The 13,471-nt window shown below is 58.7% G+C and carries 9 protein-coding genes and 1 tRNA gene; 7 read left to right on the top strand and 3 right to left on the bottom strand.

Annotation, left to right across the window (positions count from 1 at the left end; all coding sequences use genetic code 11):
- Window positions 1-16: 16 nt before the first annotated feature.
- Window positions 17-1,915, top strand: a complete 1,899-nt coding sequence (locus E4021_RS02750; protein ID WP_136456373.1) for a RecQ family ATP-dependent DNA helicase — start codon at window positions 17-19, stop codon at window positions 1,913-1,915.
- On the top strand, window positions 1,912-3,003 hold the full coding sequence (locus E4021_RS02755) for a glycosyltransferase family 4 protein (RefSeq protein ID WP_136456374.1): 1,092 nt from the start codon (window positions 1,912-1,914) through the stop codon (window positions 3,001-3,003). The genes E4021_RS02750 and E4021_RS02755 overlap by 4 nt, the downstream gene beginning before the upstream one ends.
- Here the strand turns inward: E4021_RS02755 and E4021_RS02760 are convergent.
- Complete coding sequence (locus E4021_RS02760) at window positions 3,000-4,175, bottom strand: ribonuclease D (RefSeq protein ID WP_136456375.1); 1,176 nt, start codon at window positions 4,173-4,175, stop codon at window positions 3,000-3,002. The genes E4021_RS02755 and E4021_RS02760 overlap by 4 nt on opposite strands.
- A gap of 111 nt (window positions 4,176-4,286) precedes the next feature.
- Between E4021_RS02760 and E4021_RS02765 the strand changes: the two genes are divergently transcribed.
- Window positions 4,287-7,430, top strand: a complete 3,144-nt coding sequence (locus tag E4021_RS02765; RefSeq protein WP_136456376.1) for an AsmA-like C-terminal region-containing protein — start codon at window positions 4,287-4,289, stop codon at window positions 7,428-7,430.
- Window positions 7,431-7,579: 149 nt separating this feature from the next.
- Here the strand turns inward: E4021_RS02765 and E4021_RS02770 are convergent.
- Window positions 7,580-7,652: transfer RNA gene (locus E4021_RS02770), tRNA-Met, on the bottom strand.
- 88 nt (window positions 7,653-7,740) lie between these two features.
- Window positions 7,741-8,076 (bottom strand): 2Fe-2S iron-sulfur cluster-binding protein, encoded by a 336-nt coding sequence (locus E4021_RS02775; protein ID WP_136456377.1) that lies wholly within the window; start codon window positions 8,074-8,076, stop codon window positions 7,741-7,743.
- Between the two features lie 199 nt (window positions 8,077-8,275).
- On the opposite strand from E4021_RS02775, the gene E4021_RS02780 reads away from it, so the two are divergent.
- Genes E4021_RS02780 through E4021_RS02795 form a run of 4 tightly spaced genes read left to right on the top strand, consistent with a single transcriptional unit; the run spans window position 8,276 to window position 13,469 of the window.
- On the top strand, window positions 8,276-9,811 hold the full coding sequence (locus E4021_RS02780; RefSeq protein ID WP_136456378.1) for a SulP family inorganic anion transporter: 1,536 nt from the start codon (window positions 8,276-8,278) through the stop codon (window positions 9,809-9,811).
- Between the two features lie 27 nt (window positions 9,812-9,838).
- Entirely contained in the window at window positions 9,839-10,423 is a 585-nt protein-coding gene (gene coaE, locus E4021_RS02785) for a dephospho-CoA kinase (protein ID WP_136456379.1), read from the top strand.
- A 51-nt stretch (window positions 10,424-10,474) separates the two neighbouring features.
- Window positions 10,475-11,029 (top strand): hypothetical protein, encoded by a 555-nt coding sequence (locus E4021_RS02790; protein WP_136456380.1) that lies wholly within the window; start codon window positions 10,475-10,477, stop codon window positions 11,027-11,029.
- A 55-nt stretch (window positions 11,030-11,084) separates the two neighbouring features.
- Complete coding sequence (locus E4021_RS02795; RefSeq protein ID WP_136456381.1) at window positions 11,085-13,469, top strand: choice-of-anchor B family protein; 2,385 nt, start codon at window positions 11,085-11,087, stop codon at window positions 13,467-13,469.
- Window positions 13,470-13,471 lie beyond the last annotated feature (2 nt).

The raw sequence follows: 13,471 nt of genomic DNA on the forward strand, positions 1-13,471 counted from the left end.
GGGTTTGCCACCGAAGATGTCCACACCCAAAGAAATTCTCAAACGGTACTGGGGTTACCCCGCTTTCCGGCCCCTGCAGGCGGAAATCATCGACAGCGTACTGAAAGGTCAGGATACCCTGGCACTCCTACCCACCGGCGGCGGGAAGAGTATCTGCTTTCAGGTGCCGGGCCTGGTACTGGAGGGCGTGACGCTGGTGGTCTCCCCCCTCATTGCCCTGATGAAGGACCAGGTGCGGCAGCTCCGGGACCGGGGCATTGTCGCGGACGCCGTGTACAGCGGCATGCGGAACTCCGACATCGACCGTATCCTCGACAACGCGGTGTACGGCAACACCAAATTCCTTTACCTCAGTCCGGAGCGCCTGCTTACTGACCTGGCCCGGGAACGCATCCGTCGCATGCCCGTTGGCCTGGTCGCCGTGGACGAGGCCCACTGTATCAGCCAGTGGGGATATGACTTTCGCCCACCCTACCTGCGCATCGCAGAACTGCGGGAGCTGCACCCGGACGTGCCCTTTATTGCCGTGACCGCTACGGCGACCCCCGCCGTGGTCGACGACATCCGGGAAAAACTCGAATTCGGACCAAAGAGCGACGTCTTCCAACAAAGTTTCGCTCGCGAGAATCTCGCCTACGTCGTCCGTCGCCCCCCCGGCAAGGAGCAACAGTTGGTTGAGGTGTTGCGGGGCGTGGCCGGCACAAGTATAGTGTACGTACGGAGCCGAGGACTCACTAAGGAGATCGCCCATAAACTGAGCCGCCGCGGTATCCCGGCCGCAGCCTACCACGCCGGACTGGAATCGGAAGAAAAGGACCAGCGCCAGCAGCAGTGGATCGACGGCCAACTGCGGGTAATCGTGGCCACCAATGCCTTCGGTATGGGGATCGACAAGCCGGACGTCAGAACGGTCATTCACTACGGTCCGCCCGACAGCCCGGAAGCCTACTTCCAGGAGGCCGGCCGCGGGGGGCGCGACGGTCAGCCAGCCTTCGGGGTGATGCTTTATCACTCATCCGACGGGGAGCGCCTGATTCGGAACTGGGAAGCGAGCTATCCGCCGATCCCTGAGATAAAGCGGATGTACCGGGCCCTGGGCAGTTACCTCCAGCTGGCGGTGGGCGGCGGACAGGGTGAGGCTTACCAATTTGATTTGGCCAGCTTTGCCCAACGATTCGGGTTTGATGTCCGTCAGGCCTACAGCGGCATCAAGGCACTAGAGCAGGCGGGTTACATCCTGCTCACCGACGACCTCCACCAACCCGCCCAGCTCCAGTTCATGGTGAGCAAGGAGCGACTGTACGACTACCAGATCAAGCACCCCCAAACCCACAAGCTGGTCAAGGCCATCCTACGCACCAGCCAGGGTGCATTCCTCAATCCGGTACAACTGCGCGAAGGGTCACTGGCCAATTTTCTGAACGTAACCCTTGAAGAACTGCACCGTATCCTGCTCAAAATGAAGGGGGAAGGCGTGGTAGACTATATCCCGGAGCGCTCGGGTCCGCAGCTGGTCTTCGTCGAAGAACGGATCGATCCGGACAACCTTCGCATCGATGAACGCCAGTACAATTTTCTGAAAGAGCGGGCCCGCAACCGCATCGATACGATGGTTGCTTACTGTGAGTCGGACGACCTGTGCCGCTCGCAACGATTGCTACACTATTTTGGTGAGTCAGAGGCACCGGAGTGTGGCGTGTGCGACGTATGCCGCCGCCGCAAGGTCCCTCTACCGGATCGCCGGCAGGTTTACGCTGAAGTCCGGGCAATGCTTACCAGGTCTTCCACCCTGACGGTATCCGAGTTGCTGCGGGCCTATCCCACCCTGACGGGACCGGAAGTGGCGGCTATCCTCCAGGATCTGGTCAATGAGGGCCTGCTCATCAAGCAGGCCGATACCCTACGCCTGCCGTGAGAATCATCTGTACCGTCACCAACGACCTGTCGCACGACCAACGCATGCACCGCATCTGCGGCAGTTTGCAGGGCGCGGGCCATTCCGTCACATTGGTTGGCCGGGAGCTGCCCGATAGTCCCGCCCTACCCGACCGTCCCTACCACCAACATCGCCTGAAATGCCGGTATTTACGCGGCAAGCGGTTCTACGCCGAGTATAACCTGCGCCTTTGGCGGCTACTGCGCGGTTGGGAGTTTGACGTGATCTGCGCCGCGGACCTGGATACCTTACCTGCCGGAAGCTGGTTGACCCGAGCGCGGGGCAAGTTGGTCTACGACGCCCACGAGTGGTTCAGCGAAACGCCGGAAGTATTTGCGCGTCCGCTGGTGCGGGGCTTGTGGCGGGGCCTCGGGAAGGCCTTGGTTCCGCACACCGATGCCCGGTACACCGTAGGCCCTGAACTGGCCCGGCAACTGGAGGTCGAATACCGAATGCCATTCGCGGTAGTTCGTAATCTGCCCAGCCGGGTGGAATTCCCAAAACACGAAAATACTGGAGGAGTAATTCTTTATCAAGGGATGTTGAACCCCGGACGTGGTTTGGAGGTAGCCATGGCAGCCCTTTCCGACCTTCCGGGTTGTAAACTCTGGATCGTGGGTTCAGGGCCGGAGCGGCAAGCGCTCGAGGCATTGGCGCAGCGAACAGGGGTTGCGGACCGGGTCTGGTTCGCGGGATTTCGTCCACCTCATGAATTACCCGAGATCACGCGCAATGCCTGGCTGGGCATCAATTTGTTGGAGGCATCCAGCCCCAGTTATTATTTCAGCCTGGCCAATAAGTCTCTCGACTACGTACAGGCCGGGCTACCCAGCGTGCAAATGGACTTTCCGGAGTACAGGAACCTTCAGGAACGATACCACTGTTTCTCGCTGCTCCCGGAACTTACGGCACCCGCGCTCGCCGCCGTGATCCAGGGATTACGGGATAACAAACCGGCTTATGATCGCTTGCGCCATAACTGTGAACTGGCCGCGGAGGAGTTGTGCTGGGAGCGGGAGGAGCCGCGCCTGCTCGAAATTTACGAGGGGCTGGAGCGGGAACGCTAGTGGGTAAGGCTGATCTTGCCGCCCTCGATGCGCAGTTGAAGGTTGTCGAAATTCTTGAGCCATTCTACAAAGTCTTCCCCGAGGAGTTCGCGGCGCCAACCGGATCCGAGGATGGATTTCCGGACGGTCTCATCCTGCTTCATACGTCGGATGGCGTTGCGGGGCATGACGAGGGCGTGACTGATGTCGGCTTCATTGGCCCGGTACTTCATGAGCAGGTAGAGCAGTTCGACGATCATATCGTCCTCCTCATCGTCCTGGCTGGACCGCTGAATGCTCTTCACGATCTTCAGTTCTTCCGGAGTGGGGGGCTCCTGGTACATCTCGACGAAGAGGTCGCCGTAGCGGCTCACCGTTTTGCCCGGCAGCCGGCGGTTCTCCTGCATGCTTTGCTTGCCGCCGCGTACACCGCGGACGAGCTGACCGATGATCTTGCTCGACAGGATCATCTCCTTGCTGTAGTTGCGCTTCTCCGCTTGGGCGCGCCGCCATTCGAAGAGGCGCAGCAGGAATACGCGTTCTTGGGTGCGACTTGAGCGGGCAATGTTGCTGTTGAGCAGTTCGTGGTTGGGATCGCGGTAGTAGTAGTCCTCTTCGGTCATGAGGGCGCATTCCTCCAATGCCCACTCGAGGCGGCCGTTGGCCTTCAGTTTTCCCGTGATGGTATCGTACAACTCGCGGAGGTAGAGTACGTCGGTGAGGGCGTACTTGATTTGCTTTTCGCTCATCGGGCGTTTGGACCAGTCGGTGACGGCGTAGCCCTTTCCTACCTTTTCGCCTACCTCGGCCTCTACCAGCTTGGCGAAGCTCGTTGGGTAGCGATGACCACAGAAGGCCGCGGCTACCTGGGTATCGAAGACGTTGGCGGGAATCATACCGTAGGCGCGGTACAGCAGTCGGTAGTCGTTGTCGCCCGCGTGGGTGATCTTGACGATGTCCGGATCCTGGAGCAGTTTCAGGAAGGGGGTCAGGTCGGTCACCGTGATGGGATCCAGCAGAAAGTAGCCGTCGCGGGTACTGATCTGGATCAGACAGAGAAGGGTCTGGTAACGCTTTTCCCCGATAAACTCGGTGTCAAAGCCCATCCATTGGATGCCTTCGCACTGGTGGTAAAAATTCTCGAGGCCTTCGGGGGTGTCGATAAGGGTGTAGTCAATGCCGGCAACGGTCATGGGTGTTATGGCGTATTTTCTGAACAAAAAAGGTGCCGTAAGGTAACGCATTACGCCAACAGCGCGCCAACCCGTATTGCCGTGGGGCGTTTTGGTATAAACTCGCCTTGTATGACACTCGCCAAACGCCTGCTTATCGGTCTCAGTCTTGTTCTTGTCCTCGTGGTCGGTGCACTCCTGCTGGCACCCATTATTTTTAAGGACAAGATCGTAGCCAACGTCAAGTCGGCCCTCAATGAATCACTCGAGGCAGAAGTGGATTTTGCGGATGCTGAGGTAAGTTTTTTGCGGAGTTTTCCGGACATCGCCCTAACGGTAGACCGGTACTCCGTAGTCGGGATAGACACCTTCGCCGGGCTACCCCTGATTCGTGGCGAGCAGGCACGCATTGACCTGGGCTTCTGGTCGGTGCTGGCCGGCAATGGTAATTATAATATCGATGCCGTAGTCCTGGACCGCCCGGATGTCAATCTCCTCGTGCTGAGTCCCGAGCTGGCCAATTACCTAATTGTTCCCGAGACGGATGAATCGGACGTTTCAACAGATTCCCAGGAAAATTCGGCCCAGATTACCCTTGACTACTTCGAGATCAACGGTGGAAAACTGATTTACGACGACCGCACCACGGAGACCTACGTAAAACTGGCCGGGCTGGACGCTACGGGGCAGGGTGACTTCACCGCCTCCGTATTCGACGTGGTCACGAACGCCCGGGCCGATGCCTTCACATTGGTACAAGGGGGGCTCACCTACCTCGACGAAGTAAATATGACGGCCGAGGGCACCGTCAACGTCAACGCCGATGAACTGCGCTACACCTTTACGGACGCCGACGTGACCCTGAACGAACTGGCACTGGTCGTTGACGGAAGCATCGACCTGGAAGAAAACGACGATATCCAATTTGATCTGGCGTACGAAGCCCCGGCTAATGATTTCCGGCAGCTGTGGAGCCTCATTCCGAGTGCGTACACCGAGGGTTTCGAACGGGTACAGACGGGCGGTACCTTTACTCTGAACGGCACCGTTTCCGGAATCTATAACGGGGAAACGGAAACCTACCCGGCCTTCACAGTCAATAGCGAGGTGAACGACGGCAGCGTACAGTACCCGGGCCGCCCGGTAGGCATCACCGGTATCGATGCTGCCCTATCCGTGGAGAGCCCGGCATCCGACCTCGACCGGCTGGTGGTTAACCTGCCGCGCTTCAATTTCACGCTGGGTGGCGATCCCTTTCGGGGCAGTTTCCGCCTGGCTACACCACTTTCAGACCCCGCCGTTGATGCCCGGCTGGACGGCACCCTTGATCTGGGCAAGTGGGCCTCCGCCATCCCCCTGGAGGGCGTAAGTGAGCTTGCCGGACGGATCGTCGCCGACATCACCGCCGATGGCGTACGGCAAAGTGCTTTGGAAGCGGGGCGTTACGCCGACGTCAATCTGAGCGGCAACGTGCTGGTGAGCAATCTCGTTTACGCTGCGGAAGGCACCCCGCCGGTGCGGATCGCCCAGGCCCGGGCGGATTTCAGTCCGCAATTCGTAGAACTGCAGCAATTTACGGCCAACCTTGGCCGCAGCGACCTGTCCGCCACCGGCCGGATTGATAACATCCTGGCCTACTTCAGCCCCGAGCAAACCATGCGCGGATCCCTTACCCTGCGTTCCAACTTTTTTGACGCGGACGAGTGGGCTCCGGCCGAGGCCGATACTACCCTATCTACTCCGGCCGAACTGAACGCCGGGCAGGCGGCTGCGGATACCGAGGTTTTCGACCGCTTCGATTTCGACATTGACGCGGAGGTAGAGGAACTCACGTACGGAGAGTACCGCCCAACCGGCTTACGGGTGGTCGGCAACGTAAAACCGAACCGGCTGGTCATCAACTCGGCGGCCGCCACCCTTGACGAAAGCAGCTTTACCGGAATGGGCACGGTTAGCAACCTGTTCGACTACACCTTCGGCGACGGCATTCTCACCGGGCAGTTGAACCTCCGTTCGGGCTTCTTTAACGTAAATGATTTCATGGCCGAGGAAAGCCCGTCCAGCGCCTCTTCGCCTTCTAATGCCACCGCTGCCGAGTCTTCTGCGGTGATTCCGGTGCCGCGTAATATCAATCTCGCGGTGGACGTACAGGCCGACCGGGTGCAGTACACCGACATCACGATGAATAATGTGGCCGGCCAGCTGGTGGTACGCGACGGAGCCATCCTCTTCCAGGACGGACGGGCGAATCTCCTCGGCGGGGCCATGGGTTTCAATGGCGCCTACGATACCGCGGAGGGGGACGAGCCGGTCTTTCGGTTCTCTTACGATATGGACAACCTGGATTTCAGCCAGGCTTTCAGCGCCTTGAATACCTTCTCTATTCTCGCGCCGGTAGGTAAATTCATCTCCGGCAACTTCAGTTCCGAGATGGTCATGGAAGGACGTCTGGGTCCTGACCTGCTCCCCCAGTTGAACAGCATCGACGCTAAGGGCCTGCTGCGCACCGCCGAAGCCCGCATTGCCTCGTTCAAGCCCCTGCAGGTCATCGGCAGCGCACTAAACGTGAAGGAGCTGCGGGGAAATGCGATGCTGCGCGACATCATCGCGGCCTTCGCGGTCAACGATGGTACGGTAACGGTAGACCCTTTTGATTTTAAACTGGCGGGGATAACCATGACTATGGGGGGTACCCACGGTTTGAACACCGACATGGACTACCGCATCCGGGCTGCGGTCCCCCGAGCCATGATCGAAGGCAATCTGGTAGCCGGTGCCGCCCTCGGTGCCCTGGACAAACTCGCCGGTCAGGCGGGTAAGCTGGGCCTTAACCTGACGCCGGGTGATACATTAAATTTAAATATCACGCTCACGGGGTCTATGTCCGATCCCCGCGCGGGCGTCGACCTGCTCGGGAAATCCGGCAGTGGCGGCAACACCTCAGTGGCCGGAACGGTTACTGATGCGGTTCGCGATCGGTTGACGGAAGAGGTGACTTCCCGTACAGACTCCCTGCGTGGCATCGCCGAAAACCGCGCGAATACCTTCCGAGATAGCCTGGCCGCCCAGGCCAATAATCAGGCCCGCCAACTCGAAGAACAGGCGGCGAACCGCTTAAAGGACGCATTGGGGGTCAAGCGGGATTCCGCGGGAACGGCAGCGGACAGTTTGAAACTGCCAAACGTTGGGCGCGATGCCGTAGAAGACGTGAAAAAGGAACTGGAGAAATTCAACCCCTTCAAACGAAAGAAATCGGGCGGAGGCGGCGGTAGCTAGTGAATAACTTAAGCAGTGGAGGTGTCCCGGATTTGCCGGGGCACCTGAAACTGTGCAACACCACCGGGGTCGGGCACCCATCGGGATTTCGACCAAGCCGGACATAAAAAAAGCCGTCACAGACCAGGTCTGTAACGGCTTTCACCTTGTAGCGGGGGCAAGACTCGAACTTGCGACCTTCGGGTTATGAGCCCGACGAGCTACCAACTGCTCCACCCCGCGATGTTAATTTTTACCACGTTACCATCGTAACGGGCTGCAAATATACATACACTTTTGACATTCCAAAAGTTCGGCCAAAGTTTTTGAATTATTCCTCCGTTTCCGGGGCCAACTGGATGCGCAGCCCGTTGATCTCGTCGGTGATGCGCAGTTGGCATCCGAGCCGCGAATTTTCCTCCACGAAGAAGGCCTGATCCAGCATATCCTCCTCGTCGTCCTTCATTTCGGGCAGATCGGTATCGGAGAGAATGTAGCAATGACAGGTACTGCACAGGGCCATGCCGCCGCAAGTCCCCTTAACGGGTAGTTCGTAGGCTTTGCAGACTTCCATTACGTTCATGTTCATGTCCGTGGGCGCCTCCAGTTCGTGTGCTTCGCCGTGGCGGTCGATGACGGTAATGGTAATATTTCCGGATTCGGACATGGTGAAAGCTTTTGCGGCGCGAAGATAACAACGTGACGGGTGGAACGAACAGCTGGTGGACGACTTCCTATGATCCTACATACGGGGGCGGGTGAATTTGGCGTACCTTTGCGGCTTATTTCCGGGGGGGTCGTCGATCGCACACCGTATTTCCACTACTACACGACCTGGGGTCGTGGGTTAAGCCATTGCCAGACACATGGAAAAGTATATCAATCTCTTTGATTTCAACCAAAAGGTGAATTACCGGATCGAGATCCTTTCCGGTCTGACCGTGGCCCTGGCCCTGGTACCGGAGGCGGTAGCCTTTGCCTTCCTGGCTGGGCTGCCCCCGCTTACGGGTCTGTACGCCGCCTTCGTAATGGGTATCGTAACCGCCATTTTCGGTGGTCGCCCGGGAATGATCAGCGGGGCGACTGGGGCCGTGGCGGTGGTAATCGTTTCGCTGGCGCAGTCGCACGGCATCGAGTACATTTTCGCCACGGTGGTCCTGGCCGGCATTTTTCAGATTGCTGCCGGCGTGTTACGGTTAGGCAAACTGATGCGTCTGGTGCCGCACCCCGCCATCTTCGGTTTTGTCAACGGTCTGGCGATCATCATCTTCATGTCGCAGCTCGACCAGTTCCGCAACAGCGCCACCGGTGAGTGGCTGTCGGGGCCACCCCTGTACCTGTTCGGCGGCCTGGTCCTGCTGACCATGCTAATCATCTGGGGCCTACCCAAGCTGACCAAAACGGTACCCGCTTCGCTAGTGGCCATCCTGACGGTTTTCGGTATCGTGGCTGCCCTGGGCATCGATACGCGTACGGTGGGTGACCTGGCGAGCATCTCAGGTGGATTCCCCCCTTTCCACGTGCCGCAAGTGCCGATCTCGTTTGAGACGCTGCAAATCATCACGCCCTACGCACTGATCGTGGCCGGTGTGGGATTGATAGAAAGTCTATTGACCCTCAACATCATCGACGAGATCACGGAGACCCGGGGTCGGGGCAACAAGGAAGCCGTAGCCCAAGGCGCGGCCAATATCCTTTCCGGTTTTTTCTCGGGCATGGGCGGATGTGCGATGCTCGGCCAGAGCCTGATCAACATCAGCGCCGGGGCGCGGGCGCGCCTTTCGGGGATTGTAGCGGCCGTTATGCTGCTCATTTTCATCATGTTTGGCAGCAGCCTGATCGAACTCGTGCCTATGGCGGCCCTGACCGGTCTGATGATCATGGTAGCGGTAGGCACCTTCGAATGGGCCAGTCTGCGCACCTTCGGAAAAATGCCCAAGTCGGACCTGCTGGTCATGGTGCTGGTTACGCTGGTGACCATCTTCCTCCACAACCTCGCCCTGGCGGTAATCGTAGGCGTCATCATCGCCGCGCTGCGATTTGCCTGGGAAAGTGCCAAGCGAATCCGGGCGCGCAAGCGGATCGACGAAAACGGGGTCAAGCATTACGAAATTTACGGCCCCCTCTTTTTCGGATCGGTCGCTGTATTCAGCGAAAAATTTGACGTGCTCGGGGACCCGCAGGAGATCGTCATTGATTTTGAGGAAAGCCGCATCGTAGATATGTCGGCCATTGAGGCCCTCAATAAACTTACCGAACGGTACCACAAGGTGGGCAAGACCGTCCACCTGAAACACCTGAGCCCCGACTGCCGCCGTCTGCTGAATAAAGCGGAGGCCATCATCGAAGTTAACGTACTGGACGACCCTACCTACAAGGTAGCGGTCGACCGTCCGTTCTAATCGCGTACTTTGCCGCAAACCTGCACTATGGGCAAGCGGATAGGAATAACTGGCAACATCGGAGCGGGAAAGACCACCGTTTGCCGAGAATTTGAGCGATTGGGGATACCGGTATACTACGCCGACGAACGCGCCAAACAGCTGATGGTGAGCCACGCTGACCTCCGGGCCAGTGTTGCCGCACGATTTGGTACGGAAAGCTACCATCCGGGGGGAAACGTCAACCGGCCCTACCTGGCCGAGCGCGTCTTCAATGACCCCGCCGCCCTCGCGGAACTGAACGCCCTGGTACACCCCGTGGTGGCCGCGGATGCGGCGCAGTGGCACCTGGCCCAAGACTGCCCCTATACCCTGCACGAAGCGGCCATCCTGTTGGAAATCGGAGCCGCAGCGGAATACGCCGCGATGATTGTAGTGGACTGCCCCTACCCCACCCGACTGGCCCGCGTGACGGTCCGGGACGGCATATCCGCCGAGGCTTTCGCGGCCCGGGCCGCCCGGCAGTGGTCAGACGAGCGCAAGCGCGCAGCGGCCGATCACCTCATCGTAAATGACGGTAAGGCGCTTATCCTGCCACAGGTGCTGCGCGTGGACCGAATCTTAGCCGGCTGAGCCGCACCAAAATCGGCCGCTCAGCGTTAAAGCGAAACCTAAGTATCCCCCATGCGCATCTTTTCCGCCCTGTTTCTCGGACTTTTCCTGACCGCCTGTGCGGCCGATATGCCGCTGGAAAACTCCGGCGTGGATACCACCTATTCCAGCCCTGTCGCGCGGGATACCCAGCCCAGCCCGCCACAGTCCGCGGACCAGGCCGCCGCACCGACGCCTTACGGAATGGTGATTGAGCCCGATGCCACCAGCCCGGCCGGTGCCAAGGGCACCGCTTCGGCAACTGAATCTGCACCCGCGCTCGCCGCCCAACGCCTGCTGACGGGACGCTGGGTCAACTCCGCCGATGACCAGGAGACCGTGCAGTTTACACCTACCCACTACAAGACCTTTTACGAGGATAAGCTCCTAGTAGAGGAAGATATGACCTTCTACGGCCAGTGCCCTGCGGCCTGTAGCGGTGGCACGTCCACCGGAGAACCCTGCTTTACCATCAGCGGACCGGCCCAGACCGACTGCTACGGCATCGTGCGGCTGACCGACGATTTGCTGGAGTTACAGCTACTGGGCATCAGCACCGAAACCGTGGTGTATCGGCGGGCAGACTGAGCGGCGATACCAAACCTTATTTGGGCGCGGTTATAGCGTCTACAGCACCCTCTCCATGAAACTAACTTTACTCCTATTCTCCTTTCTGGCGTGTCTGTCCAGCCTGGACGCCCAGCTTAACGCCACCCTTCGCTCAAACGTGGATTTTGGTGTGAACGTCAACGACATCTGGGGATACGTAGCACCCGACGGCACGGAGTACGCCCTGATGGGTTTGGATACGGGTATCGCCGTCATTTCCCTGGCCGAGCCGGACGCCCCGGTGGTGATCGACGTGACCAGCCAGCCGACCAGCATCTGGCGGGACATCAAGTCTTACCGCGGATTCGCCTACGCAACCGCCGATCAGGGTTCGTACGGGCTGACGGTCATCGATTTGCGTGAGTTGCCAGAAAAGATAAGTTACCAACCGTACACTTATGAGGTACCCGGCTACCCCGGCACCTTCTCCCGCGCCCATAACCTTTACATTGACACCCTTTCCGGCCTGCTGTTCACTGCCGGCGGCGACCGCAACATCAACGACGGGGGGGTATTGATTTTTGACTTGAAAGAAAATCCAGCCGAACCCCGGCTGATCGCGCAAGGGCCGCCCGTGTACGCCCACGACGTGTACGTACAGGACGATATTATGTACGCTTCGGAAATCTACCTAGGCGAACTTGGCATCTACAATATCAGTGACCTCGCCAACATCACCAAGCTGGGATCAACGCAAACACCCTACCGCTTTACCCATAATGCCTGGAGCAACCAGGACGGAACGGTGGTCTATACCACGGATGAGGTGGCCAACGCCAGCGTGGCGGCCTTCGACCTTACCGATTACAACGACATCGAATTACTGGATGAGTACCGGCCACTGACCAGTCTCAACACCCGGACCATCCCGCACAACGTGCACTTCATCAACGACTATTTGTCTATCAGCTACTATACCGACGGACTGCGGGTAGTGGACGCCAGCGACCCGACCAACCTGATCGAAGTGGCGAATTACGATACCTACGACGGTCCAGATGGAGGATTCAACGGCGACTGGGGAGCCTACCCTTTCCTGCCGAGTGGTCTTACCCTGGTCTCCGACCGGCAGAGTGGTCTGTTCGTGGTGGACGTAAACTACGTAAGGGCGGCGCGCCTGCGGGGCACCGTTAACGACGGCGACGCAGATGTACCGCTGAACGGGGCCCGGGTGGAAATACTAACCGAGCAGGCCAATCTGACCAACACCGATGCCACCGGAAATTACGCCACGGGCATCGCCGGCGAAGGAAGCTATCAGGTGGTGGCTTCGGCGGAAGGTTTTTACCCGGACACGGTTACGGTTACGCTGACGCGGGGAGAAGAAGTGATGCAGGACTTTACCTTAACCAACCGGCAGACCACTGCATTCGCTTTCGTTGTGGCTGACGGTCAGACCGGAGCACCGGTAGTGGATGTACGGGTAGATCTGCTGAACCCGGATGGCACCTATACCGCGCTGTCCGATAGTGCGGGGGCGGTCCGCTTTGCAGAAATTTTTGATTACGACTATACCGTGGTAGCGACGGCCTGGGGATACCAACTTGAGATTCTTGAAGAAGTACACCCCATGCAGACCGCACTTGACACCTTCTTTTTGGATCGGGGGTACGAGGATTCCTTCGTCACGGATCTGGGTTGGACAGTGAGTGGCAATGCTACCCGCGGCAAGTGGGAGCGCGGAGTACCAACCGCTACTTATAATATTGAGGGCCCCGGGCAACCCGGAGAGGATTCTCCCTGGGACTTCGGTGACCAGGGATACTTTACCGATCCTGCCGGTGGCAACTCCAACTCCCGCGACGTCGACCGTGGTGAAACGCAACTCCGTTCACCGCTCTTCGACCTTACAGACTACGGCAGTGGAGTAATGCTGACGTACGACTACTGGTTTAGCAATCTATCCGGCAACTTGCCACCCAACGACAGTCTGACGGTGGCCTTGTCGAACGGTGATTCAACGCTGACGCTTGCCGTCTACCGTGGTGCAGTAACGGAATGGCAACGCGACACTATCCTGCTGGACGGACTCCTACCCTTTACCGGTGAGATGCAATTAATCGTGACCACTGCGGACGAGAACAGCAGTGATAATCTGGTGGAAGCCGCTTTCGACAACTTCCGCGTACTGGATTCCCTGATGCTCTCCCCAACCCCCTCCCTACCCCAAAATGTCACGCGGGTGGAAGTGTATCCCAACCCTACCTCAGACGTTTTCCAGTTGGCTTACGACCTGGAAACGGCCATTACGGCGGAGGTGGAGATCTTCTCCGTCACGGGGCAGCGGATGTTTCAGCAACGCATCACCGGCCGGCGGGGTAACCTGACCTTCGGTGAAGGCTGGGCACCGGGACTGTACCTCGTTCGCATCACTTCCGGCGGCCGGTTGCTGCAGGTGGGTAAGGCCATCAAGCGGTAATC

The organism is Neolewinella litorea (genome assembly GCF_004803465.1).
Taxonomy (GTDB): domain Bacteria; phylum Bacteroidota; class Bacteroidia; order Chitinophagales; family Saprospiraceae; genus Neolewinella; species Neolewinella litorea.

Coding starts and splice junctions, on each gene's coding strand:
- E4021_RS02760 (WP_136456375.1), bottom strand. CDS start 4,175: ATGACCGTTGCCGGCATTGACTACACCCTTATCGACACCCCCGAAGGC.
- E4021_RS02765 (WP_136456376.1), top strand. CDS start 4,287: ATGACACTCGCCAAACGCCTGCTTATCGGTCTCAGTCTTGTTCTTGTC.
- E4021_RS02775 (WP_136456377.1), bottom strand. CDS start 8,076: ATGTCCGAATCCGGAAATATTACCATTACCGTCATCGACCGCCACGGC.
- E4021_RS02750 (WP_136456373.1), top strand. CDS start 17: ATGTCCACACCCAAAGAAATTCTCAAACGGTACTGGGGTTACCCCGCT.
- coaE (WP_136456379.1), top strand. CDS start 9,839: ATGGGCAAGCGGATAGGAATAACTGGCAACATCGGAGCGGGAAAGACC.
- E4021_RS02790 (WP_136456380.1), top strand. CDS start 10,475: ATGCGCATCTTTTCCGCCCTGTTTCTCGGACTTTTCCTGACCGCCTGT.
- E4021_RS02795 (WP_136456381.1), top strand. CDS start 11,085: ATGAAACTAACTTTACTCCTATTCTCCTTTCTGGCGTGTCTGTCCAGC.
- E4021_RS02780 (WP_136456378.1), top strand. CDS start 8,276: ATGGAAAAGTATATCAATCTCTTTGATTTCAACCAAAAGGTGAATTAC.